This is a genomic window from Olsenella sp. HMSC062G07, assembly GCF_001811895.1.
GTDB lineage: Bacteria > Actinomycetota > Coriobacteriia > Coriobacteriales > Atopobiaceae > Olsenella_F > Olsenella_F massiliensis.
Genome location: NZ_KV806951.1, coordinates 397079 through 419622 on the forward strand (window position 1 = coordinate 397079; position 22544 = coordinate 419622).

Annotated in this window: 21 protein-coding genes; 20 read left to right on the plus strand and 1 reads right to left on the minus strand. The window is 66.3% G+C overall.

The features are described from left to right. Nucleotides 1-101: 101 nt before the first annotated feature. Entirely contained in the window at nucleotides 102-1106 is a 1005-nt protein-coding gene (locus HMPREF2826_RS04970; protein ID WP_070639711.1) for a 2-hydroxyacid dehydrogenase, read from the minus strand. A gap of 615 nt (nucleotides 1107-1721) precedes the next feature. Here HMPREF2826_RS04970 and HMPREF2826_RS04975 point away from each other — a divergent pair. The 20 genes from HMPREF2826_RS04975 (at nucleotide 1722) to HMPREF2826_RS05070 (ending at nucleotide 22457) form a co-directional block, all read left to right on the plus strand. Beyond that, nucleotides 1722-2792: a sugar ABC transporter substrate-binding protein gene (locus HMPREF2826_RS04975; protein WP_148138337.1), complete on the plus strand. Its 1071-nt coding sequence runs from the start codon at nucleotides 1722-1724 to the stop codon at nucleotides 2790-2792. A 99-nt stretch (nucleotides 2793-2891) separates the two neighbouring features. Then, a complete protein-coding gene (locus tag HMPREF2826_RS04980) occupies nucleotides 2892-3899 on the plus strand; it encodes an ABC transporter permease (RefSeq protein WP_070639713.1) in 1008 nt (335 codons plus the stop codon). Continuing rightward, nucleotides 3896-5416, plus strand: a complete 1521-nt coding sequence (locus tag HMPREF2826_RS04985) for a sugar ABC transporter ATP-binding protein (protein WP_070639715.1) — start codon at nucleotides 3896-3898, stop codon at nucleotides 5414-5416. Before HMPREF2826_RS04980 ends, HMPREF2826_RS04985 begins: the two co-directional genes overlap by 4 nt. Further along, on the plus strand, nucleotides 5413-6429 hold the full coding sequence (locus HMPREF2826_RS04990; protein ID WP_070639717.1) for an ABC transporter permease: 1017 nt from the start codon (nucleotides 5413-5415) through the stop codon (nucleotides 6427-6429). Before HMPREF2826_RS04985 ends, HMPREF2826_RS04990 begins: the two co-directional genes overlap by 4 nt. Nucleotides 6430-6470: 41 nt before the next feature. Next, nucleotides 6471-7382 (plus strand): amidohydrolase family protein, encoded by a 912-nt coding sequence (locus HMPREF2826_RS04995; protein WP_070639719.1) that lies wholly within the window; start codon nucleotides 6471-6473, stop codon nucleotides 7380-7382. Nucleotides 7383-7397: 15 nt separating this feature from the next. Continuing rightward, nucleotides 7398-8408 (plus strand): NAD(P)-dependent oxidoreductase, encoded by a 1011-nt coding sequence (locus tag HMPREF2826_RS05000; protein WP_168163983.1) that lies wholly within the window; start codon nucleotides 7398-7400, stop codon nucleotides 8406-8408. A gap of 332 nt (nucleotides 8409-8740) precedes the next feature. Next, the gene (locus HMPREF2826_RS05005; RefSeq protein WP_070639723.1) at nucleotides 8741-11419 is read left to right on the plus strand and encodes a cation-translocating P-type ATPase; all 2679 of its coding nucleotides are present in this window, start codon (nucleotides 8741-8743) and stop codon (nucleotides 11417-11419) included. Nucleotides 11420-11473: 54 nt separating this feature from the next. Further along, nucleotides 11474-12652: a ribosome small subunit-dependent GTPase A gene (locus HMPREF2826_RS05010; RefSeq protein ID WP_070639725.1), complete on the plus strand. Its 1179-nt coding sequence runs from the start codon at nucleotides 11474-11476 to the stop codon at nucleotides 12650-12652. A 232-nt stretch (nucleotides 12653-12884) separates the two neighbouring features. Beyond that, nucleotides 12885-13694, plus strand: a complete 810-nt coding sequence (locus tag HMPREF2826_RS05015; RefSeq protein ID WP_070639727.1) for an SAF domain-containing protein — start codon at nucleotides 12885-12887, stop codon at nucleotides 13692-13694. Between the two features lie 36 nt (nucleotides 13695-13730). Then, nucleotides 13731-15107, plus strand: a complete 1377-nt coding sequence (locus HMPREF2826_RS05020) for a nucleotide-binding protein (RefSeq protein WP_070641152.1) — start codon at nucleotides 13731-13733, stop codon at nucleotides 15105-15107. 3 nt (nucleotides 15108-15110) lie between these two features. Continuing rightward, nucleotides 15111-16442, plus strand: a complete 1332-nt coding sequence (locus HMPREF2826_RS05025; RefSeq protein WP_070639729.1) for a TadA family conjugal transfer-associated ATPase — start codon at nucleotides 15111-15113, stop codon at nucleotides 16440-16442. Then, on the plus strand, nucleotides 16421-17350 hold the full coding sequence (locus HMPREF2826_RS05030) for a type II secretion system F family protein (RefSeq protein ID WP_070639732.1): 930 nt from the start codon (nucleotides 16421-16423) through the stop codon (nucleotides 17348-17350). The genes HMPREF2826_RS05025 and HMPREF2826_RS05030 overlap by 22 nt, the downstream gene beginning before the upstream one ends. After that, nucleotides 17347-17997 carry a type II secretion system F family protein gene (locus HMPREF2826_RS05035; protein WP_083307274.1) on the plus strand — a complete coding sequence of 217 codons (651 nt, stop codon included), beginning with the start codon at nucleotides 17347-17349 and terminating at the stop codon, nucleotides 17995-17997. The genes HMPREF2826_RS05030 and HMPREF2826_RS05035 overlap by 4 nt, the downstream gene beginning before the upstream one ends. A 48-nt stretch (nucleotides 17998-18045) precedes the next feature. Further along, on the plus strand, nucleotides 18046-18261 hold the full coding sequence (locus HMPREF2826_RS05040) for a hypothetical protein (protein WP_070639734.1): 216 nt from the start codon (nucleotides 18046-18048) through the stop codon (nucleotides 18259-18261). Beyond that, entirely contained in the window at nucleotides 18230-18841 is a 612-nt protein-coding gene (locus HMPREF2826_RS05045) for a hypothetical protein (protein WP_148138338.1), read from the plus strand. The genes HMPREF2826_RS05040 and HMPREF2826_RS05045 overlap by 32 nt, the downstream gene beginning before the upstream one ends. Next, nucleotides 18828-19043: a hypothetical protein gene (locus HMPREF2826_RS05050; protein ID WP_083307395.1), complete on the plus strand. Its 216-nt coding sequence runs from the start codon at nucleotides 18828-18830 to the stop codon at nucleotides 19041-19043. Before HMPREF2826_RS05045 ends, HMPREF2826_RS05050 begins: the two co-directional genes overlap by 14 nt. Nucleotides 19044-19074: 31 nt before the next feature. After that, entirely contained in the window at nucleotides 19075-19533 is a 459-nt protein-coding gene (locus HMPREF2826_RS05055) for a TadE/TadG family type IV pilus assembly protein (protein WP_070639740.1), read from the plus strand. Then, nucleotides 19505-21577, plus strand: a complete 2073-nt coding sequence (locus HMPREF2826_RS05060) for a hypothetical protein (RefSeq protein WP_070639742.1) — start codon at nucleotides 19505-19507, stop codon at nucleotides 21575-21577. The genes HMPREF2826_RS05055 and HMPREF2826_RS05060 overlap by 29 nt, the downstream gene beginning before the upstream one ends. After that, nucleotides 21574-22077, plus strand: coding sequence for a hypothetical protein (locus HMPREF2826_RS05065; protein ID WP_083307275.1), 504 nt, complete (start codon nucleotides 21574-21576; stop codon nucleotides 22075-22077). The genes HMPREF2826_RS05060 and HMPREF2826_RS05065 overlap by 4 nt, the downstream gene beginning before the upstream one ends. After that, nucleotides 22077-22457, plus strand: coding sequence for a DUF192 domain-containing protein (locus HMPREF2826_RS05070; RefSeq protein ID WP_070639745.1), 381 nt, complete (start codon nucleotides 22077-22079; stop codon nucleotides 22455-22457). Before HMPREF2826_RS05065 ends, HMPREF2826_RS05070 begins: the two co-directional genes overlap by 1 nt. Nucleotides 22458-22544: the final 87 nt, after the last annotated feature.

Consider the following 22544-nt stretch of genomic DNA (forward strand, 5'->3'; position numbering starts at 1 on the left):
GGGCCAGCCAGTGGGGTCATATGCATTGAGAACGCCACGTCAGGCTGGTGCTGAGCTGGCGCTCGAGTTTTTCTTGCTGGTATGCTAGCACACCACGCTGCCTAGCACACCACGCTGCGTTCGACGAAGTCCTTGCCCGTCGCATAGGCCTGCGCGTTGTCCAAGGTCACCCGTGCGATCTGCGCGAGGGCCTCGTGGGTGAAGAACGCCTGGTGCGACGTCATGACCACGTTGGGGAAGGAGCAGAGCCTCGAGGTGGGCGTGTCGAAGACCTCGTCGGTGCGGTTGGTGTAGACGTTGTCGTTTTCCTCCTCGTAGACGTCAAGGCCGGCGGCCCCGATCTTGCCGGAGAGGATGCCGCGGATGAGCGCCTCCGTGTCCACGAGGGCTCCTCGGCCGGTGTTGACGAAGATGACGCCGTCCTTCATCTTTGCGATGGCCTCGTCGTCGATCATGTGGTAGCTCTGCTCGTTCAAAAACGCGTGGAGGCTGATGAGGTCCGCCTGGGCAAAGAGGGTGTCGTTGTCAACGTACTCGTCGATGACGTGCTCCTCGTCCACGAGGCGCTGGTTGGGGTAGAGGTCGCTGCCGAGCACGCGCATGCCGAAGCCCTTGCAGATGCGGCAGAGCGCGGCGCCGATGCGCCCCGTTCCGATGATGCCGGCCGTCTTGCCGTGCAGGGTCTCGCCGACGAGCCCGACGAGGGAGAAGTCGTTTTCGCGCACGCGGTTGTAGCCTCGGACGATGCGGCGGTTGGCTGCGAGGGCGAGGGCCATGGCGTGCTCCGAGATCGCCTCGGGGGAGTAGGCGGGCACGCTGGTGACGCGCATGCCGACGGACTTCGCGAACTCGACGTTGACGGCGTCAAAGCCGGCGCAGCGCATGAGCACGAGCTCGACGCCCAGGCCTCGCAGCACCTCGAGCGTCATGGCGGACACGTCAGAGTTGACGAAGGCGCAGACGGCCTGATAGCCCTTCGCGAGGACGGCGGTAAGGGGGGTCAGGTTGGACTCGGTGAAGTCAACCTTGAGCTCCGGGTAGCTCCCGAGCTCTCGCTCAAACGAGATGCGGTCGTAGCTTGCGGTGCCAAAGACGAGGATGTTCATGGGTTGTCTCACGCTCCTGGAGACTCGCTTTCATGCCCGTGGCATGCGTATGGGTCGATTCTAACGCAGCATGCGCATGCCGTGTGCGGATGCGACCCATGAGGGTGGCCGTGACGCGGCGGTCTTGGCCGGACGACATGAACGTCCGTGGAAGGTCTGTCATACCAGTGGTGCTCCGACGCTCTGACGACAGCGTCTCTCCCATGGGGCCCGGATGCGTCTGCCGTGCCCTGTCATCCGTGAAGCCTGACGAGGCAGGCCTGCAAAAGGGCACTCACTAGACGTTTTGAGTCTGAGCGGGGCATTGGGAATGTGAGGTTTGACGTGTGCATACCGTTCAGCGACAAATTGTGTCCACTGACTTTACTGAAACTAAAGCTTTAGTAATGAAAAGACAAGAATAGCGGTGTGAAGAAAATGCCCCATGTTCTTGTATTCCGTTTGGGAAGCCGATGTACGAGATGTGCTCATCAAGGTCATATTTTCCGAGTTGACCATAGGATATGAAAGGAACATGAGGAAGTCTTGCGGATGGGTGGCATGCCTCGCACTACGTTCTAGGGGAATTGCTGCGGGGTCTAATTGATGTGTCAGTTACAACCATAGGAGGAGAGCATGCACAACATCGAGAAGAGTGATGAACGAGTGCGGTCCCTGTCCAGGAGGGGGCTCATCACCCTCGCGGCAGCTTCGGCGGGCGTCCTGGTTGCCGGGTGTGCGCAGACGCCGCGGGATGGCGGCGCCTCGTCGGCCGCGGCGCCCTCCGACCCCAACGCTGCCAGCAACAAGAAAAAGAAGAATCCCTACAAGGACGACATCAAGATTGCCTACGTCGCCCATGACCTCAGTACGCCCAACAACCAGGCGTGGCTGGAAGGCATCCAGCGTGAGTGCGCATCCTGGAGCAACATAGACATCCAGTCCTTCAACGGCGAGAGCTCCGCCGAGACCCAGACGCAGATCATGGCGGACGTCATAAATCAGGGCTTTGACGCCGTGATCCTGCAGTGCTCCGACGGCACCGCCCTCGCACCCTCCGTAAAGGAGGCGGAGGAGAAGGGCATTCCCGTCATCACCCTCAACCTTGACGCGTACACCACGCACAGCGCCCTTGTCATGGCCGTCGACTACGACGCCGGCCGCATGGCAGCGGACAAAATCGCCGAGGCTATCAACAAGAAGGGTGATGTCGCGATCATCCAGGGCGTCCCCGGGCTCACCAGGACCGATAACCTCGAGCAGGGGTTCCGCGACACGATCGGCAAGTATCCCGACATCAAGATCGTTGACGCCCAGTCCGCCTCCTTCGAGAAGGCCAAGGCGATCACGGTCATGAACAGCTTCCTGCAGAGCTACCCCGACATCAAGGCCGTCTTTGCCATCAACGACGCCATGGCCGAGGGTGCCGCCCTCGCCGCCGAGTCGGCAAACAAGAAGGGCCAAATCGTGATCTGGGGCGCCGACGGCGAGAAGGACGCGCTCGCCATGATCGAGTCGGGCGACATGAGCGGCACCATCTATACCAACAGCTGGGACGAGGGGTCAACGGCCGCCAAGATAGCCCTTCTGATGGTCGGGTCCGAGTACAGCTACACGGTGCTGAGCGAGACGCCTAAGGTCATCATGGAGCCCATCGTGGTTACCGCCGAGACCGTCTCGAGCATCGCCGAGAACGACCGCTGGTAGTCAGATTTTTCCCGTACCCCACGGCATAGGCTGCGTCGCTGCATGTTGGCCTATGCCGTGGGTCATATACGACGTCGATCCACGAAGGCGCAGGGTCCGATGAAGACGCATGTTAAGCAGACAACGCTGCGACGGCTCATATCGTTGGTCATGTTGGCGATTCTCGTCGCGCTCTTTGGTGTGCTCGGCGGGGGGAGCTTCCTCACTCCCGGAAACTTCTCCGAGATTCTGCGCGATGCCTCAGTCGTGGGAATCATAGGCGTGGGCGTCACCTACGTCATCATCACCGCCGGCATTGACCTGTCAACGGGCAGCATGATGGCGCTCGTCGGCATGACGATGGCAAACGTCTATGCCTATACGGCGCTACCCATCTGGCTGATGATCGTCATCGGCATGGTCGTGGGGCTTATCGCCGGCCTCATCAACGGCCTCATCGTCGCGCGCCTGAACGTGCCGGAGTTCATCGGCACCTTAGCCACGATGGGCGTCTTTCGCGCCGTCACCTACCTCATCGCCATCAAGGACGCCCATGGCGTGATACAGTCGCAGCCTCTCACCGTCCCGGAGTACACGGTCCTGGGCGCTTCAGTCGGCCCGCTGTTCGTCGTCACCATCGTGATGGCCCTCTTTATTGCCGCCGGGCAAGTCGTGCTTAAATACACGCGTTTTGGCACGAGGCTCTACGCGGTGGGCGCCAACAGGAAGGCGGCGACCCTCTCGGGCATCGACGTCGCCAGGACGCGCGTGATCGCCTACGTCATCGTGGGCCTGTGCGTGTCCGTCGGGGCCATTTTCACGACGGCGAGGCTCCAGAGCACCACCGCGCTTCTCGGCAGCGGATTCGAGTTCGACCCCATAGCCGCGGCCGTCGTCGGCGGCGTGTCCCTTGCCGGCGGATCAGGCGACATCGTTGGCACGCTCATAGGGGCCGTGTTCATGGCGACGCTGGAAAACGGCGTGCTCAAGCTGCATATGAACACGGCCTACCAGTACATCATCAAGGGTGTCGTCATCGTGCTTGTCGTCATGCTCGACGCCTTGTACAAGTCACGCCTCGAGCGCGCCTCAAGGGAGCGCGGGGCCCAGGGAGGTGCGGAGGCATGAGCGAGCTTCTGCTGGAGACCAGGCACATCTGCAAGAGCTTTTCTGGCGTGCCCGTGCTGCAGGACGTTCACTTTGACGTCCGCCCCGGGGAGGTCCACGCCCTCATGGGGGAGAACGGCGCCGGCAAGTCGACGCTCATCAAGATCATCACGGGAGTCTATGCCAAAGACCAAGGAGAGCTGATCTGGGACGGCAAGCCCGTCCAGATCGACAGCTACCAGGATTGTCATGCGTTGGGCATATCCTGCATATACCAGGAGCTTTCCATCATACCGCCGCTTACGGTGGCGCAGAACGTCTATCTCAACCGCGAGCCTCGCAAAGGTCCGTTCATCGACTACGCGACCATGGAGAAGATGACCCAAAAGCTCATTGACCGGTATGACTTTCCCCTGGAGCCGTCCGCACTCACTCAGGACTTGGGCATGGGCCAACGCCAGCTGGTGGAAATTCTCAAAGGCCTCTCGAGCGACTCGAAGCTCCTCATCATGGACGAGCCCACGTCATCGCTCTCGGGCAAGGAGACGAGGAGCCTCTTTAAGATCATCAATGCGCTGAGGGAACAGGGCGTGTCGATCATCTACATATCGCATCGCCTTGAGGAGGTGTATGCGCTGTCGGACCGCGTGACCATCCTGCGTGACGGCAAGAACGCCGCCGTTCTCGAGGGCGATCAGATAACGCCAAAGGTGGTCATCGAGAAGATGCTTGGCAAGGCCATGGAGGAGACGGACGAGTCAAGCAAGCTGCTCCGCCTGGGCGAGGGCGAGGTCCGCCTTGACGTGAGAGGTCTCACGGATGCGGCAGGAAGGTATCGTGACGTGTCCTTCCAGGTCCACAAGGGCGAGATTCTGGGCATCGGCGGGCTGATCGGCGCCGGGCGCTCGGAGGTCGTCCGCGCCATCTACGGCATCGACAAGGCGGCCGAGGGTCAGATCGTGCTGGACGGACGACCTTTTGCGCCGAGCCCTTGCTCGAGCATAGCGGCGGGGATAGGATTTGTCCCCGAGGATAGGCGCAGCCAGGGATTCGTTCCGCTGCTCTCCACGGTGAGCAACGTCGCCCTCACCAACTACGACATCATCCACAAGAACGGTCTCGCCATCTCGGCTGTCGACGAACGCGAGCTGGGCAAGAGGGCCATAGACAAGATTGACATTCGTCCGTCCGACCCCGACAAGGAGGTCGGGCTCATGTCGGGCGGCAACCAACAGAAGGTCGTGCTTGGCAAATGGCTGGTGCGTGACCTCAGGTTGCTCATCGTGGACGAGCCCACGGCCGGCATAGACGTCGGGGCAAAAAAGGAGATCTACGATATTCTCGACGAGCTTGCCTCGCAGGGGGTGTCAGTCATCGTCGTCTCGTCTGACCTGCAGGAGCTCATACGGGTCTCCCACCGGATCATCGTCATGCGCAAGGGGGGAGTCGTCCGCGAGTTCAGAGGTGAGGTCGTGACTCAGGCTAAGATCCTGGCCGCCTCGCAGGGCGTCGAGCAGAGCGAGGGGAACGCGCAATGAGAAATCTCAACCTGGGCAGACTGAGCAAGCCGATCATCCTGGTGGCGTTCGTGGTGACGCTTGCGATCCTGAGGCCCTCGTCCTTCCTCACCATCAGCAACTTCGCAAACGTGCTGTGGTCGGTGTCAGTCATTGGCATCATGGTCTGCGGCACCATCTTCGTCTTTTTGCTGGGCGGCATCGACCTCTCCATAGGCACCCTGGCGGGCCTTTCGGCCGTCACCGTGGTAGAGGTCATCAAGAACATGGGCGCCACCAACGAAAGCGTCATCATCGGCGTCCTGGCGGCCCTTGGGGTGGGCGCCGCGGCGGGCGTGGTGCACGGTCTCATCATCACAAAGTTTGACATTCCCGCCTTTCTGGTCACGTTTGCGTCGCAGATGGTGTTTTTGGGGCTGTCCATGGTCATCACCAACAACCAGATCGTGAGCGCCCGCGAGCCGGTGTTGTTCACGGCAATTGGCTCGATGAAGGTGCTCGGATTTCCGCTGCCCATATACCTCATGCTTCTCATCGCCGTCGGCAGCTGGTTCGTGCTGTCGAAGACGACGTTTGGCCGTGGCATCTATGCCATCGGCGGCAATCCCGTCGCATCGGAGATCTCGGGCATCCAGGTCAAACGCTCCACGGTGCTCTGCTACGTGTTTTCGGGCGTGACCGCCGCGATCGGCGGCATCGTCCTGGCCGCCATGACCCAGCAGGGCATGGCGTCCACCGGAACGGGATACGAGACGCAGGTCATCACTGCCGGCGTCATCGGCGGCGTCAGCCTCCTCGGGGGAGTGGGAACGGTTCCGGGCTGCATCTACGGCGCGGTGCTCATGGGCCTCATAAACAACGCCCTGAACCTCCTCAGCGTGCCGTCGACCCAGAGCGGGCTGGTCCAGGGCCTCGTCATCATCGTGGCCGTCGCCTTTGACGCGCTGCAGCATCAGGACCAGTCGCGACGCAAGGCGCGCAGAATCCTCGGGCGGCTGGGGGGCGACAAGGCCAACGAAAGCCCCGCCGCCTAGCGCACATCGCCCGTCACGACACCTACAGATTGGAGACACCCATGAAGAAGATCGACGCACACCTTCACCTGGCAAAGGTCATTGCCGGCTATTGCACCCGGGGCGAGAGCCGCGCCGCCGGCAACGGCAAGGTTGCCTGGGCCAACGGGGATACCTATCAGCTCATCCCCGAGGGGATGGGTGACGACTGCTTCCTTGCCGAGACGGCACTCAAGCTCATGGACGAGAATGAGGTCGAGAGGGCGGTCCTCATGGAGGGCTCGCTTTACGGCTTCCAGAACGCCTACTACCTGGACGTCATGCGCAGATATCCCGACCGCTTCTGCCCCACGGTCTCGGTTGACCCCTTCATGACGGGTCATATGGCCGTGCTTGACAGGTTCCTTGGGCGGGAGGGATTCCGCTCGGCAAAGTTTGAGGTCAGCAGCGGGGGCGGCCTCATGGGGGCCAACGACCCCTTCGTGCTCTCGGGACCCAGGATGATGGAGATCTTCAAGCTCGTGGAAAGCTATCACGGCACGGTCACCATCGACATGGGCGACTTTGACATGGACAGCCACCAGCCTGCCGCCATGGCGCGCGTCGCCTCTCGCTGCCCGAACCTTAAGATCGTGCTGTGCCACTTGTTGGCACCCAAGCATGCCTTCCACAAGGAGTGGATCGCCGCTCTCGAAATGCTCAGACAGGATAACGTGTGGTTTGACGTCTCCTCGGTACCCAAGATTCTCGCACCCGACGCATACCCCTATCCTGATGCCGTCTCGCACCTGCTCGAGGCCAAGAAAATCGTCGGAGGCAAGCGTCTGATGTGGGGAACCGACGCCCCGTTCGCGCTCACGCATGACAGCTATGAGCATCTTGCCGACTACCTCATGGGCGCCGGCGCCTTCAGCGAGGACGAGCTCGCCGACCTGTACTACAACAACGCGAACGAAGTGTACTTTTCGTCGTAGGGAGGCATGCCCATCATGAAGAGAGTCGTCTCGCTCTATGCGGACAGGTCCCCTCTTTACGAGGAGCTCAACGAGAGGGCCAAAGACTACGCCAGGGACCTTGGCCTGGAGTATGTATGGATTTCGCACGAGGGGTACTCGCCCGAGGCGGCCGTCGAGGCGCTGCGGGAGGCTGATGCCGGCATCATCGATGTCGACCCCTTCAACGGGGAGATGTTCTCGCGCATATCCGATCGCTGTCGGCTTCTGGTCCGCTACGGCGTGGGCTTTGACGCCGTCGATCTTGAGGGCGCCACGAGGGCGGGCGTCGCCGTGGCCCGCACCTCCGGGGCAAACGCGCAGAGCGTCGCAGAGATGGCGCTCGCCATGATTCTTGCCGCCAAGCGCCTGCTTGTCCGTGCCAGGAAGGTCGTCGAGTCGGGCGTGTGGTCCCACAGCATTGGCAGCGAGCTCAGGGGCGGGCGTCTGGGCATCCTGGGGTTCGGCGCCATCGGCAGGAGCCTGGCCGAGATCACGAGGGGCTTCGAGCTTGACCTGTATGTCTACGACCCCTTCCTGCCCGCGGGGGTCGCCGAGCGCTATGGCGCCCACCAGGAGGACCTTGACACGATCTTTCGGGAGTGCGACGCGATCAGCGTCCATGTGCCGTACACCAAGCAGACGCACCATCTTGTCAATGCCGAGCGCCTGGCCCTCATGAAGAGGGATGCCGTCATCGTCTGCAACTCCCGAGGAAACGTCGTGGACGAGGAGGCCCTCGCGGACGCCCTGCGAAAGGGAAGGATCCTGGGCGCGGGTCTTGACGTGTTCGCCGTGGAGCCGCTCCCGGCGGACTCGCCCCTGTTGAGCCTTGACAACGTGCTGCTCGCCCCGCACGATTCGTCCCAGACGACCGAGGCGCTATGGAACATCTACAAGTGCGCGCTGGACGTCACGTCCGACTTCTTCGCGGGCAGGGAGCTGGGAAAAGAATTCCTGCTTAACCCTGAGTACGCCGCCCGGGCACGCCGTAAGGGCGGGGCCTAGCCCGCACGCGCCGGCCCGGTCCGCCGCGTCTGCCAATTCCGCCATCCGGGCAGCCTAGCCCGCACGCACGCGCGGGCCCGTCTTGACGGGCCTCCCTCCAATGACGTCACCGGTCGGGAGCCTCCTGACGCCTGGGGCCTCGGCCTTGACGCGCAGGCCTCTCAGCCACGTTATGAGGCTCGATTCCACGCTTGGCCCTCATGGGGTACCATCTATGACAGCCTTAGCGTTGCGCCTGGCATGGCAGCCTTGATGGGCCCTTGCCCCTCTCCTGGGGAATTATGATCGGGCATCAATCTGCCAGGCGTGTGACATCACCCCAGGAGGGAAGCATGAGAGAGTATCTGGCATCCGTCGCGGACGTGCTCAGGGAGTGCGGGAGCGACGAGACGAACGGCCTTGGCGACGGCGTCGCAGAGGAGCGCCTCGCCCAGGACGGCCCCAACAAGCTCAAGGAGGCGGAGAAGGTCCCCCTGTGGGTCCGCTTCTTCCAGCAGATGGCCGACCCCATGGTCATCATGCTCATCATCGCGGCCGTCATCTCGGCCGTCACGGGGGTCATCCAGGGCGAGGCTGACTTTGCCGACGTCGTCATCATCATGTTCGTGGTCATCCTCAACTCCGTGCTCGGCGTGGTGCAGGAGGCAAAGTCGGAGGAGGCGCTCGAGGCCCTGCAAGAGATGGCCTCGGCTACGTCAAAGGTCGTGCGCGGGGGCAGGCAGATCCAGGTTCCCTCGCATGACCTCGTCGTGGGCGACCTCGTCATCCTCGAGGCGGGCGACTCCGTGCCTGCGGACTGCCGCATCCTCGAGAGCGCGTCCATGAAGGTGGAGGAGGCGGCCCTCACGGGCGAGTCCGTGCCCGTGACCAAGCACGCCAGCACGATAGAGCTCGCGCCGGGTGCCGACGACGTTCCCCTGGGTGACCGCAAGAACATGTGCTACATGGGCTCGACCGTGGTCTTCGGCCGTGGTCGCGCCGTGGTGGTGGCAACGGGCATGAACACCGAGATGGGCAAGATCGCCGACGCCATCTCGACGGCCCAGGACGAGAAGACCCCGCTTCAGGTGAAGCTCGACGAGCTCTCGCGCATCCTCACCATCCTGGTGGTGGTCATTTGCGCCGTCGTCTTCCTCACGGGCTTCCTGAGGCACGGCTCCGCCTTCCTCGCGAGTCCCAACCTCGTGATCGACACGTTCATGGTCGCCGTCGCCCTGGCTGTCGCGGCCATACCGGAGGGGCTCGTCGCGGTCGTGACCATCGTCCTGTCCATGGGCGTCACCAAGATGAGCGAGCGCCACGCCATCATCCGCAAGCTCTCCGCCGTCGAGACGCTGGGCTGCACGCAGGTCATCTGCTCGGACAAGACGGGCACCCTCACACAGAACAAGATGACGGTCGTGGACCATGTGACGGGCAACCTCACGGCCCACGTCCGCACGATGGCCCTCGCCTCCGACGCCAAGTGGGACGCCGCCGCGGGCGTCGCGGTCGGCGAGCCCACCGAGGCGGCCCTCGTGGCGGACGCCGCACGGCTTGGCTTCACGACCGACCATCTGACCAAGACGCGCCCACGCGTGGGCGAGGCGCCCTTTGACTCCAGCCGCAAGATGATGTCCGTCGTGGTGCGCGGACGCGACGGATACACGCAGCACACCAAGGGTGGCCCCGACGTGGTCCTCGCCCGCTGCACCCGCTGCCTCACCGAGAGCGACGGCGTCGTTCCCATGACCGACGAGCTGCGCGCCAGGATCATGGTGCAGAACAAGGCCATGAGCGACCGCGCGCTGCGCGTGCTGGCCTCCGCCCGTCGCGACTGGGGCGCCGAGCCGCCCGCGAGCTTTGAGGCCGACCACCTTGAGAGGGACCTCACCTTCGTGGGCCTCTCGGGCATGATCGACCCGGTCCGCCCCGAGGTGAAGGCCGCCATCGAGGAGGCGCGCTCCGCCGGCATCCGCGTGGTCATGATCACCGGCGACCACGTGGACACCGCCGTCGCCATCGCCCGGGAGCTGGACATCATCGACAGCCGCACTGAGGCGATCATGGGCAGCGACCTTGACCGGCTCACCGACGCCCAGCTGGACGCCAAGGTCGTTGACTATGGGGTGTACGCACGCGTCCAGCCCGAGCACAAGACCCGCATCGTCGACGCCTGGAAGCGCAGGGGCAAGGTCGTGGGCATGACGGGCGACGGCGTCAACGACGCCCCCTCCATCAAGCGCGCCGACATAGGCATCGGCATGGGCATCACCGGCACCGACGTCACGAAGAGCGTCGCCGACATGGTGCTCACGGACGACAACTTCGCCACCATCGTGGGCGCCGTCGAGGAGGGCAGGCGCATCTACGACGACATTCGCAAGTGCATCCAGTTCCTCCTGTCGTCCAACCTGGCGGAGGTCGTCTCCGTCTTCGTCGCCTCGCTCGTGGGCGTCACGGTGCTGCTGCCCACCCACCTGCTCTGGATCAACCTGATCACCGACTCGCTGCCCGCGCTTGCGATGGCCACCGAGGGCGCCGAGCAGGACATCATGAAGCGCAAGCCGCGTGACGCCAAGGACGGCATCTTCGCGGGTGGCATGGGGCTTGACACCATCGTCCAGGGCGTCATCATCGCCGTCCTCACGCTCGTCGCCTACCTCATCGGTGTCCGCTCCATGGGCGTCACCCTCGCCGAGGTGGCCGCCAATGACCAGGCGGGCGTCATGGGCATGACCATGGCGTTCTTGACGCTCTCCATGGTCGAGATGTTCCACTCCCTCAACATGAGGAGCCTGCGCGGCTCGCTCTTCACGCTCAAGGGGCAGAACAAGTGGCTATGGGCGTCGCTGGGCGTGGCGCTGCTGCTCACCTTCGTCGTGATCGAGACGCCCCTCTCCATCGCCTTCAACTTCGCCGAGCTTGACCTTGAGCACTACCTCATCTCCATGGGGCTCGCCGTCCTGATCATCCCCATCGTGGAGGTCCAGAAGGCCATTATGCGCGCCGTCGATAGAAGCCGCGGCTAAGGAAGTCGCGGCCAATAAGGAAGTCGCGGCATAAGGGCAGGGAGGCAGCCACCTTTGGGCAAGGGCGCCAGGAAGAGGCGGGCACGGAGGGATGACGCTGGCGGGGCCACGGAGGCCCTGCCGGCGCTTCAGTCCCTGAGGGACCTTCCGTCCTGGGATGAGCTCAGGGCGCGCCGCCGGCAGCTTGATGACTTCGCCGCCAAGCGGCTGCTGCTTGAGGGCGAGGGCGTCCCCGCCGACGAGGTCCTGCTCGGCTGCGTCGTGAGGCTCGACCGGTACTTTCCTCTTGTCATGACCGAGCGCGGCGGCTACCGGGCGGAGTTCTCGTTTCGCTTCGGCGTGGTGAGGGAGCCCTCCGCCGCCGTGGGCGACTGGGTGGTCCTGCGCAGGCCCGCCGGCCACGACATGGCCGTGATCGAGTACGTGCTGGGGCGCACCAACGACTTCTGCCGCTGGCGAGGCGGCTCGCGCGGCACGCGCCAGACGCTCGCCGCCAACGTGGACCTCGTCCTGGTGGTGCAGGCGCTCGGGCAGGGACCCCTCTCGCTCGACCGGGTGGCCCGCTCGGCGCTCATCGCCGCCGACTGCGGCTGCGGCTGCGTCGTGGTGCTCACCAAGGCCGACCGCCTGGACGCCCCTGCGCTCATGCGCCAGGTCGCCGACCTCAGGGCGCTTCTGGGCCCCGGGGCGCCCATCGTGGTGACCTCGACCATGGAGGAGGATGCCGCCGGCTCCGCCTGGGCACAAGCGACGTGCGACCCCGCGCTTTCCTGGGGCTTCGGGAGCGTCCGCGCGCTTGTGCCGGCCGGGTGCGTCGCCATCGTCCTGGGCGAGTCAGGCGCCGGGAAGTCAACGCTGCTCAACGCCCTGTTGGGCCACGAGGCGCTCGAGACGGGCGCCGTTCGCGCCTCGGACGACGCCGGTCGGCACACGACGGTCGCTCGGCGCATGGTGAGCCTGCCTGGCGCCGGCATCGTGATTGACGCGCCCGGCCTCAGGAGCCTGCCGCTCGTGGGCCACGAGCGTGGCCTGAGGCTCCTGTTTCCCGAGCTTGACGCTCTCGCGGGCCACTGCCGCTTCAGGGACTGCACCCACACACATGAGCCTGGCTGCGCCGTGAGGGGAGCTCTCGGGGACGGCCGTTGCGCACCGGCGCGCCTTGACGCCTACGTTTCCCTTTCCGCCGAGATGAGACGGTCCTCCACGACGCTTGACCCTGACGTCCCGGTGTGACGCTCGGCGCCTCGTGGGCGCCTTGGTCCCCATGAACGTTCTTGGCACCGCCTGTACCCGCATTTCTCCAGCTCATACGCGATGTGCCGCTAGCTGGCCGCCACACTGGCGCCATGGCGCGGCCGTCGTCTGACGCTCGACGGGCCTATGCCCCCGGACAATGGTGACATGCGAGGGCGCCTTTCGTGAGGGCGTCCGCCCGAGCGTCCCTCGCGGCTCTTGGGGGTGGGCGATGTCTCTGAGGTTCCGACTGATCTTTGCCTCGGCCTGCGCGCTGCTCGCCCTGCTGCTGGGCCTGTCCTTCGCCGACCGGGTGAGGGCCGACGCCGAGCAGCAGCGCAATGACGCCATAGCCCGTTACGGAGGCGAGGTGGTGAGCGTGGTGGTGACGTCCGGCCATCTTGAGGCGGGCGACGTCATAGAGCCGCAGGACGTCCAGCTGCGCGACTGGATCGCGGAGCTCGTGCCCGAGGGCGCCGTCACGAGCCTTGACGACGTGGTGGGTCGGCAGCTGTGTCATGCGACAGCCAAGAACGAGGTGCTGACGTCCGAGTGCTTCGACGAGGGGGACGACCTGGCAGAGGTGCCCGCCGGCTTCGTGGGCGTCACGCTGCCCGTCACGGACAAGCTGGGCATCTTCAGGAGCGTCACGCCAGGCACCAAGCTCATCGCCTATGAGGTCAACAAGGACTCCTCCCGCCAGATAGGCGACGACATCGTGGTGATCTCGTCTCCTGCGGCGGCAGGCGCGGCGTCGGGCGCGCAGGTGGCCGTCGCCATCAGGGCGGCCGACGTGGACAAGGTGCTTTCCGCCAACGCCGCGGGCAAGCTCAGCTTCGTGGCCCCCGCCTCTGACGTGAGGTCCCAGGACGTCGGGTCGGCCACAGGCGACGGCGACCAGTCCGGATCCGCGTCCGGCCAGGGCGGCGAGACGGGCGCGCGCGGCGGGGCGCCCGAAGAGATCAAGGACGGCGAGAGGCCGGATGCGGCGGTCGGATCGGATGGCGCCGGCGATTCGGGGGCAAGGACGTCAGCGGCGTAGTGCTGGGGGTCGCAGGGGCCTAGGAGGGCGATGGTCATGGCGCACGAAGAACATGAGATATGGCTCGGCTACGCTGACCGCTCGGCGCGCAAGGAGCTGGCGCGGGCCCTGAGGCTGATTGACCCGGGCGCGACGCTGAGCTGCGCCTCAAGCGCCCAGGAGCTGCGGAGATGGTTTTACGACGAGGAGCCTGGCGCGACGCCGGCGATCGTGGGGCTGAGCGAGCGTGGCGTCTCGGACATGAACCTCGCTGCCGCGCTCGTCGCGGACGGCAGGGCCTCCCGCGTCGCCCTCGTGGTGCGCAAGGCGTCGGGCTCGCTGCGCTCCCGCGCCGGCCGCGCCGGCATCTCCTGGGTGGTTGACCTTGATGACAAGCCTGCGGCGAGCCCTGCGCGCCCTCGTGACGGTAGCGACAAGATGAGCGCGCGGCGAAAGGAGCGGTCGCGGGCGGATGAAGCTTCGGGGGAGCGCCTCGACGCCGACGGGGACGCCGCCGACGGGGACGCCGCCGACGGGGCGTTTGCGGGACGTGACGCAGAACCTGCCGGCGAGGGGCCAAGACGCCCTGCAAAAGACGCGCGGCCGGCCGAGGATGCGGCGCCCGTCCTCTGCTTCGTGTCGGGACGCGGGGGCGTGGGAAAGTCGACGCTCGTGGCCTGCTGCGCCGAGCGCGCGGCATCCTGGGGCATGGAGGTGGCCGTCGTGGACCTCGACCTCTCCTGCGGAAACCTCTTTGCCTACTTCGGCGTCCCTCAGGGAGCGGACCTCGCGCAGCTCGCCGAGGGGCGTCTGAGCGCCGAGCGCATGGGGCGCGTGGGCGTGCGCATAGGCGAGCGCGTCATGCTCTGGGGGCCTTGCCGCCGCCCCGAGGAGGCGGAGACCTTCGCCCCCCACGTAAAGACGCTCATCGCCTATCTGAGAGGTCGTGCCGACCTGGTGCTCGTCGACTCGTCAACGACCTTTACCGAGGCGGTGGCGCGCGCCATTCAGGTTGCGGACCGCCTGATGCTGGTGGGCAGCCAGGAGCCCGGCGCCCTGGCGTCGCTCGCCCGCTCCGCCGCCCTCGCCGCACGTCTGGGGGTGGCGCGCACGCGCATGGTGCGCGTGGAGAACGCCGCAGACCTGAGGGCGAGTCCCCGGCCGCTTTTGGGACGCGTGGAGATGGGCCTGGAGGGAGCCCGTCTCTTTAGGGTGGCCGATGGCGGAGATGACGTGTATGACCTGCTGTGTGCTGGCGAGGCGGCCGCCCTGGCAAACGATTCCTGCGCCTTCTCGGACTCGGTGGGCAGCATGCTCGCGCAGCTCCTTGCTGACCTCGGTCGCCTGCCCGACGCGGACGAGGCGCGGCGGAGCCTGGAGGCGCGGCCGGGCAGGCGACGCTTTGCGCTCTTTGGACGCAGGAAGGGGGCCTAGGAGATGTCGCTGCTGAGCATGGTGCGCGAGCAGCAGACGCGCGACGACGCCACGGCGAGGGGACAGGCCCTTCCTGCGACGCCGGCTGACGCCGGCCTGAGGCTCAAGCGCGAGCTTGTGGAGCGCCTGGGGCTTGACGCGGTGGCGCGGCTCGCCTCAAAGGCGGACGTCCAGAGGGCCCGCGAGGAGCTTGCCGTCACCTGCCAGGCAATTCTCAACGCGCCAAGCTTTGCCGACGTGCCCGTGGACGACCGCGAGAGCCTGGTGCGCTCGACGCTCGACGACATTTGCGGCCTGGGACCCATCCAGGGGCTGCTTGACGACGAGGAGGTCACGGAAGTCGTGGTCAACGGCACGAAGGGACTCTTCTTCGAGCGGGGCGGGCAGCTCTGCCAGGGCGAGGCGCGCTTCTCGTCCGACGATCAGATCCTGCTGGTCATCGACCGCATCCTCGCGCCTTTGGGAAGGCGCCTCGACCAGGCGAGCCCCATCGTCAACGCCCGCCTCGCAAACGGCGACCGCGTCAATGCCGTCGCCCCTCCCATCGCGGTCGACGGCCCGTCGATGACCATACGCAAGTTCTCCAACCGCATCTCGTCGTTGGGGCGCCTCGTGGAGCTTGGCTCGCTGCCCGAGTGGTATGCCGGACTCCTGTCGCTTGCCGTGCGAGCGCGTCAGGACATTGCCGTCGCGGGAGGGACGGGGTCGGGCAAGACCACGCTTCTCAACGCCCTGTCCTGCGAGATCGGCGTGCAGGAGCGCATCGTCACGATAGAGGACTCGGCCGAGCTGCGCTTCTTTCAGCATCCCGACGTGGTGAGGCTGGAGGCCCGTGACGCGTCCATCGAGGGCACGGGCGAGGTTACCATCCGTCAGCTCGTGAAGAACGCGCTGCGCATGCGGCCCGACCGCATCGTCGTGGGGGAGTGCCGGGCGGAGGAGACCATCGACATGCTCCAGGCCATGAACACCGGCCATGATGGCTCCCTGACGACCCTGCATGCCGGGACGCCGCGCGAGGCGGTCCTACGGCTGGTGCTCATGGCCCGCTTTGGCATGGACCTTCCCACCGACGTCATAGAGGCGCAGATCGCGACGGCCCTCGACCTTTTGGTCATGAGTCATCGCATGGCGGACGGCAGGCGCTACATCGGCTCCCTGTGCGAGGTGGGGGCAAAGGATGCGGGCGGCGTCAGCCTGCGGGAGTGTGTCAGCTTTGACGAGGATGGGCGTAGCTGGACGCTGGTGCAGGAGCCACGCTTTGTCACGGCGGCCCTGAGGGCGCACATGACGAGCCAGGAGGAGGTGCGAGCATGGAGGTCGCATATGCGTTGAGTCTTGCCGCCGTCGCCTGGCTGTGCGGATTCGTGCTGCTGGGCGGCTTCAGCGCGCGCGAGGTCAGCGGCGAACGGCGGCGCGCGCGTGCGGAACGGGCCTTGGGCCGCCTGCTGTGGGCTGTCGCGGGACTGTCGGTGCCCGCCCTGCTGCTGAGTCGTCCCGCGTGGCGACGCCTCTCTGACTGGGTCTGCGTCTGCGCCGCGTGCGCCGGCCTTAGGTTGGAGCGTCAGCAGGGCTGCGCGCTCGTGCTCTGCCTCTGGGCCCTGTGCGCCCTGTCGTGCCACAGCCTGCCGGTCGCGCTCGTGGCGTCGGCCTGCCTGCTCGCAGGGGTTCCCGCCTGGCACGCCTCGATGACGAGAAGGGAGCGCCGCGACGTGGCCAGGGCCATGCCCGGCGTGTTTCGCACGTTGGCGATGGCCCTGGGGTCAGGAGAGACGCTCTCCCAGGCTATCAGCTACGTGGGGACGCACGTGGAGGGGCCGGCGGGCGAGGCCTTTGCCCGGGCGAGCCTGCGCCTGAGCTGCGGGAGCTCCGTCGAGGCGGCGGTCGGGGCCCTGAAGGACGACCTTGACGCGCCGGGCATGGGGCTTCTTGCCTCGGCCCTGGTGATATCCCAGCGCACGGGCAGCCCCCTCAAGGGACTCTTTGAGTACGCCGCGCGCCTCGTCGAGCGACAGGGCGAGTTCGAGCGGATGCTCGCCGTGAAGACGGCCCAGGTGCGCCTGTCCGCCCGGGTGGTGTCGGTGCTCCCGGTGCTGCTGGTGGGAGGTCTCGCCGTCCTTTCGACGGACTTCCGTGCCGGCTTGATGACCCCTGCGGGGGCCTTCAGCCTCCTGCTTGCTTGCGCGATGGACGTCACGGCCCTCCTGGTCATCAGGCGTCAGATGGGAGGCATCCTCTCATGAGCGCAGATGAGCTGGCGACGCTCGGCGCACTCGCAGCCCTCTCGTGGGTCGGCGCGTTCGTGCTGACGCAAGGCGGGGGTATTTCTCATCGGGCGGAACGGGGGCCCCTCGTCGTCCTGTGCGATGCCGTCCGGTCGCGGCTGCTGAGGCTGACGCCGCTTGAGGACCTGCGCCGGGGTCGGCTGAGGCGCCAGAGAAGGTCAGAGCTGATGCGCGAGCTGCCTCAGCTGCTGGATGTCGTTACGCTCGGACTGCTCTCGGGGCTTTCGTTTGACGCTTCGCTGGAGCTGTACTGCGACAGGTTCGACGGTGAGACGTCGGCGCTGTTTCACGAGGCCCTCATCGGCTGGCGGATGGGCGTCGGCAGTCGAGAGGAGGCGCTCATGGCCATGGCGGACGAGCTGGGCGTCACGGCCCTCAGGCGCTTTGCCGAGGTCGTCTCCCAGGCCCTGCACTTTGGGGCGCCGCTCGCCAGCGCCCTCGAGCGTCAGTCGCAGGCGATACGGGACGAGCAGCGCGGCGAGGTGGAGGAAGAGATCGAGCGCGTGCCCGTGCGCATGCTGATTCCCCTGGGGACCTTGGTGGTTCCGGCAATGCTCCTGTCAATTCTGGGTCCGCTGCTGGGAGGTGCGATGCTGGCGGGCTGACGGGGCTGTTGCCATGATGGCCGGTCGTTCACGACAAGGGAGGAAAAAATGAGAGAGCTTACGACGATTACGCGGGCAGGCGTCCTGATGAGGCGGCTTGCGGGCGGCCTGAGATGCCACTGGGGCAGCGAGGGTCAGGGAACCACCGAGTACGCGATTTTGGTGGGCGTCCTGGTGGTCATTGCCGTCCTGGCGATCATCGCCTTCAGGGGCAAGGTCCAGGAGCTGTGGGATGCCATTGCGAGCAGCATCGGGTCCCTGTGAGAGGGGGCGCCGGCGCCTGGCGCGGGTGTCGGGCAGGATGGTCCCGTTCCGCCTGGAGGTTGTGCTGGCCGTGATCGCGGTCGCGGTCGTAGGTTGCGTGCTGGCGCTGCGCGTAGGCGGCCTCGCCGGCGTCGGGGGCAACCACGCGCGCACGGAGGATACCGCCACGGCGGCGTCAGAGCCCGGAGAAGCAGTTACTCGCAACTCTGAAGGTGGCGCGTCACGGGGGCAGAAAGCTCAGGAGGACCGCGCAGCGCCGGGGGGCACGGACGGTCCGGGCGTCAGCGTCTGCGCCTCCCCGGCCGAGGAGGGGTCGTGGCAGTGGCGCAGCGAGCGCCCCCTTGACGAGGAGGCTCGCACGCTTCTCGCCACGTACCAGGGACGAGGCGACTGCGTCCTTGCCCAGGCGGGACGTCTGGACCTTATGGGGAGGGAATGGGGCTGCGTGGTGCAGGGGGAGGGCTGGGTTGACGTCTGTCGCGTCAGCGACATGCCCACCGGCGGCAGCCGGGTCAGCGTCGTCAGGATGGGGGCGAGGGCATGGAAGGGGGAGCTGGATGCGCCGGATGCCAGAACATGAGAAAGACGGACAGTCAAGCGGGCAGTCAACGCTGGAATTTGCCCTGGTCACGTTCGCGCTGGTGGCCGTCCTCGTCGCCCTGGGCGCGCTTTGGCGCTGGGTGGCGGCAAACGGCCTGGTGGAGCGGGCCGTCGCGGCGGCGTCTCACGTGTGGTGCGAGGGAGGCGTCCTGGGTGACCTTGGTGACGTCCTCATGTACTAGGGTTGCCCCTTGTGCCCGCACGCCAGGCCTCTTGGGGTCCGACGGGCAGGCGAGCGTCGAGGCGGCCCTGCTGCTGCCCGTGCTGATGCTCGTCCTCGCCCTGCTCGTCGAGCCTGCCTGCCTGGGGTACACCTGGGCCACCATGCGCTCCTGCGCCGCCGAGACGGCGCGCGTGGCCCTGACCGACCTCGACGGTGACCTCTCCGACTGCGAGGCGTTTGCCCGCCGGAGGCTCAAGGCCGTCCCTGACCTGCCGATCTTTCATGTCGGAGGCGCGGATGACTGGGTGGTGCAGGTGGGGCGCGACGGCGGGTCCGTCAGCGTGCTGGTGAGGGGCCACGTGCGCCCGCTTCCTCTCATGGGCGTTTTGGCCTCGTCGTTCATGAGCTCGGACGCGCAGGGGATTCTCCTGGAGGCACGCCTGACAGAGCGTCTGAGAGCGGACTGGATTGGAGGCGGTTATGAAAGCTGGCAGCAGATGTGGGGCTGAGGAGGCCAGGCGGACGGACGAGCGCCCTCTCGCCTTTGGCATAGGCAGCTTCGTGAGGGACGACGGAGGCTACACGACCATGGCGGTTGCCGTCTCGCTGCTCGTGAGCCTGGCGCTCGTGTTCTCCATCGCCTCGCTCACCTGGACGAATGCCAAGTCGGGGGACGTTCAGGCCGTGGCTGACGCGGCGGCGATGTCGGGCGCCAACGTGGTGTCCGCCTACGCGACCATCGCCCAGGTGCTCGACGCCTGCGTCCTCAGCATGGGACTCCTCGGCACGACGGTGCTCGGCGCCGGGCTGGTCCTGTCGGCCATACCCGTCGTCCAGGCGCAGGCGCCCCAGGTCATCGACGCGGGAAGACAGATTCTGGACGCCCGACGAGGTTTCGCGCGCTCGGCCGCCAAGGGCCTCAGTCGGCTGGAGGGTGCCATCCCGGCGCTCGTCGCGGCAAACGCCGCGTCCTGCGTCTCGGCGAACGCCACCGGACGCGATCGGTACCTGGGGACCGCGTTGGCCCTGCCCCGAGAATCCCACAGCGACTTCTCGACGCTTGACGACGAGCTGGACGGCAAGGAGCTCGAGAGGACCGCGGAGGAGCTCAGGGAGGCGACGCGTCGCAAGGAGGAGGCGGACCGGCGTGCCGACGAGGCCAAGGAGCGCGCCTGGAGGGCAGACTGCGTGGACGACCCTCTGTGCCTGCGCAGCAGGGCCGAGAGCCTTGCGGGCCTCTCAGGAGCGCAAAACCCAGACTACGCGTCGCCGGAAGAGTGGAGGTTCGAGTACGCCCGCGTCCGCGCGCAGAACTACTACCTGCGTCGCTGGCAGACGGAGCCAGGCGCGGGCTCCAATGCCGAGGAGCTTCAGCGCTCCTGCGCCCGTCGGGAGTTCTACCGCTTTGCCTGGGGAGAGATATTGGAGGCGAGCTGCGTGGAGGAGGACGACGAGGTCTCTCTCACGCTTCCCGACCTGCCTCACACGACGCAGATGGTCATGGGCACGACGCTCTACACCGACCGCGTCTGGCCCTGCACCGTCGAGGGGGGCACACGGGTGCTTCACTGCTCGCTGTCGTGCCCCGGCGCGACGGGACCCTCTGCGGGAAGGTCGCCCCTCGCCGACGTCGATGCGGGCATCGCGCGACGCTGCGGGGCCTGTGGCATGGACGCCCGCGCGATGGGCAACGTGGCGGACGCCTCGACCAACATCAACAACGGCTTCGAGCACTACTGGCGCATCGTCGTGGAGGCGTCACGCCAGTATGAGCAGGCGCGCAAGGACGCCCTGGAGGCCGAGCGCCAGATGCGAAAGAAGGCCGAGGAGGGCGGCTCCGCCTTCGACAGGGCCATGGAGCTCCTTGCCGCGCCGCGCCCCAAGCTCAGTCCCCCGGGGTCATACGGGGTCGTCGCCGTCGTGGGCAGGGAGGCCCAGGAGCTTCCGGGCGGGCCGACGAGCGCGGTCCTTGCCGGCACGACGCTCCCGGGAGGCGTGGCGATCTCTGCGGCGACGCTCGCCCCGGACGAGGACACGGACGGCCATACCGTTCTGTCCAGCGTCTTTGACGGCATCAAGCGCGAGGGGCAGCCCCTTCTGCTGACCCTGGTGGGTGACATGACGCGTCTGTGGGGCAAGCTGCTCGTGAGATACGGCTCCACCTACGAGAGCGTCTCGACGGCCATGGAGGACGTCCTCGGGCGCCTTGACGGGGTGGGGCTTGGGCGCGTGTCCACCTGGCTGCGCGACAGGCTGTCGAGCATCGTCGATGACATCGGCTTCGAGCCTGCCGACATGCGTCTCAGGAAGCCCGTGCTCGTCAATAGCCAGCAGGTGCTTGACAAGGCGGGCCTCAGTAAGCTCAGGACGGCGCGGGAGTTCTTCCAGAAGCTGCCGACGGACCAGGAGGGCCAAGTACGCGCCTGCGTTGAGCTGGTGAGGCGCGAGCTTGGGGACGTCGAGTTCACGGTCGCGGAGATCCCCATCCCCGGCACGTCGCTCACCGTGCCTCTCAAGCTGCGCCTTGACAGCCTGCTGGGGGCTGTGTCATGAGCGCGCCTGCGGGCGGCGGACCGCGCGTCCGCGAGCGGTCGACGTCGAGGGCGGGACAGATGACGGTCGAGCTTGCCGCGCTGATTCCCGTCGCCCTGGCGGTGGCGCTCGTCGGCTACAACGTCGCCCAGTTCTGCGCGCTGTGCGCGAGCTTTGACCGCATCGCATACGACATGGTCGTGACCCAGGGGGTCGCACCCTCGGGCGACCAGAATGCCCCGACGGCATTGGCCCAGGTCAAGGAGGGCATCAAGCAGGCCATGGGCAACGCTCGCGTCGAGGTGGACGTCTCCGCGGACTCCCTGTCCTCGACGCCGCCAAGGGGAAGGGGACTCGGCGTTCCCGTCTCGCCCTTCCTCACGGCGTTCACCTGCACCCTGAGGTACCGTCCCTGGCCGCAGATCTCTGACGTCGCAGGAGTCGGCCTGGGACTTCCCGTCACGGTCACGCATCAGCGAACGCTCGTGGTGGACCGTTTCAGGGCGGGGGTGGTGGTCTGATGAGCCTGGTGCGGGTGCGCCTGAAACGCTCGGGACGCTCCTTGGGGAGCTTCAAGCTGCTGCTGGGTTGGACAGAGCGGCTGCGCGGCCTGCTGGGAACCACAAGGGACGCGCGGCAGGTGATCTTGTGCCCCTGCTCGTCCATTCACAGCTTTGGCATGCGCTACCCCTTGGACGTCGCCCTGGTGGGAAAGGCGGGAACCGTCCTGCGTTCCGAGCGGCGTCTGGTTCCGGGGAGGGTCGTGGGCTGTCGGCAGGCCTGCCTTGTGATGGAGCGGCCCGCCCGTGGCGGCCCGTGGCCCGACGTGGGCGAGGTGCTGGCGTTTGAGGATAACGGCAAGACATGGGCGCCCGCAGGGGCGGAAAGGAGGGTGCGCTGATGGGGGTCACATGGACGTATGGGACCGCGCGCCATGAGGGGCGGCAGGAAAAGGAAGCCGTTGCGCATCTCGCAGCCGGCGGGCGGG

Bases quoted from the DNA above. Each gene is read 5' to 3' on its own strand.
- HMPREF2826_RS04970 (WP_070639711.1), bottom strand. From the start codon at position 1,106: ATGAACATCCTCGTCTTTGGCACCGCAAGCTACGACCGCATCTCGTTT.
- HMPREF2826_RS04975 (WP_148138337.1), top strand. From the start codon at position 1,722: ATGCACAACATCGAGAAGAGTGATGAACGAGTGCGGTCCCTGTCCAGG.
- HMPREF2826_RS04980 (WP_070639713.1), top strand. From the start codon at position 2,892: ATGAAGACGCATGTTAAGCAGACAACGCTGCGACGGCTCATATCGTTG.
- HMPREF2826_RS04985 (WP_070639715.1), top strand. From the start codon at position 3,896: ATGAGCGAGCTTCTGCTGGAGACCAGGCACATCTGCAAGAGCTTTTCT.
- HMPREF2826_RS04990 (WP_070639717.1), top strand. From the start codon at position 5,413: ATGAGAAATCTCAACCTGGGCAGACTGAGCAAGCCGATCATCCTGGTG.
- HMPREF2826_RS04995 (WP_070639719.1), top strand. From the start codon at position 6,471: ATGAAGAAGATCGACGCACACCTTCACCTGGCAAAGGTCATTGCCGGC.
- HMPREF2826_RS05000 (WP_168163983.1), top strand. From the start codon at position 7,398: ATGAAGAGAGTCGTCTCGCTCTATGCGGACAGGTCCCCTCTTTACGAG.
- HMPREF2826_RS05005 (WP_070639723.1), top strand. From the start codon at position 8,741: ATGAGAGAGTATCTGGCATCCGTCGCGGACGTGCTCAGGGAGTGCGGG.
- HMPREF2826_RS05015 (WP_070639727.1), top strand. From the start codon at position 12,885: ATGTCTCTGAGGTTCCGACTGATCTTTGCCTCGGCCTGCGCGCTGCTC.
- HMPREF2826_RS05020 (WP_070641152.1), top strand. From the start codon at position 13,731: ATGGCGCACGAAGAACATGAGATATGGCTCGGCTACGCTGACCGCTCG.
- HMPREF2826_RS05025 (WP_070639729.1), top strand. From the start codon at position 15,111: ATGTCGCTGCTGAGCATGGTGCGCGAGCAGCAGACGCGCGACGACGCC.
- HMPREF2826_RS05030 (WP_070639732.1), top strand. From the start codon at position 16,421: ATGGAGGTCGCATATGCGTTGAGTCTTGCCGCCGTCGCCTGGCTGTGC.
- HMPREF2826_RS05035 (WP_083307274.1), top strand. From the start codon at position 17,347: ATGAGCGCAGATGAGCTGGCGACGCTCGGCGCACTCGCAGCCCTCTCG.
- HMPREF2826_RS05040 (WP_070639734.1), top strand. From the start codon at position 18,046: ATGAGAGAGCTTACGACGATTACGCGGGCAGGCGTCCTGATGAGGCGG.
- HMPREF2826_RS05045 (WP_148138338.1), top strand. From the start codon at position 18,230: ATGCCATTGCGAGCAGCATCGGGTCCCTGTGAGAGGGGGCGCCGGCGC.
- HMPREF2826_RS05050 (WP_083307395.1), top strand. From the start codon at position 18,828: ATGCCAGAACATGAGAAAGACGGACAGTCAAGCGGGCAGTCAACGCTG.
- HMPREF2826_RS05060 (WP_070639742.1), top strand. From the start codon at position 19,505: ATGAAAGCTGGCAGCAGATGTGGGGCTGAGGAGGCCAGGCGGACGGAC.
- HMPREF2826_RS05065 (WP_083307275.1), top strand. From the start codon at position 21,574: ATGAGCGCGCCTGCGGGCGGCGGACCGCGCGTCCGCGAGCGGTCGACG.
- HMPREF2826_RS05070 (WP_070639745.1), top strand. From the start codon at position 22,077: ATGAGCCTGGTGCGGGTGCGCCTGAAACGCTCGGGACGCTCCTTGGGG.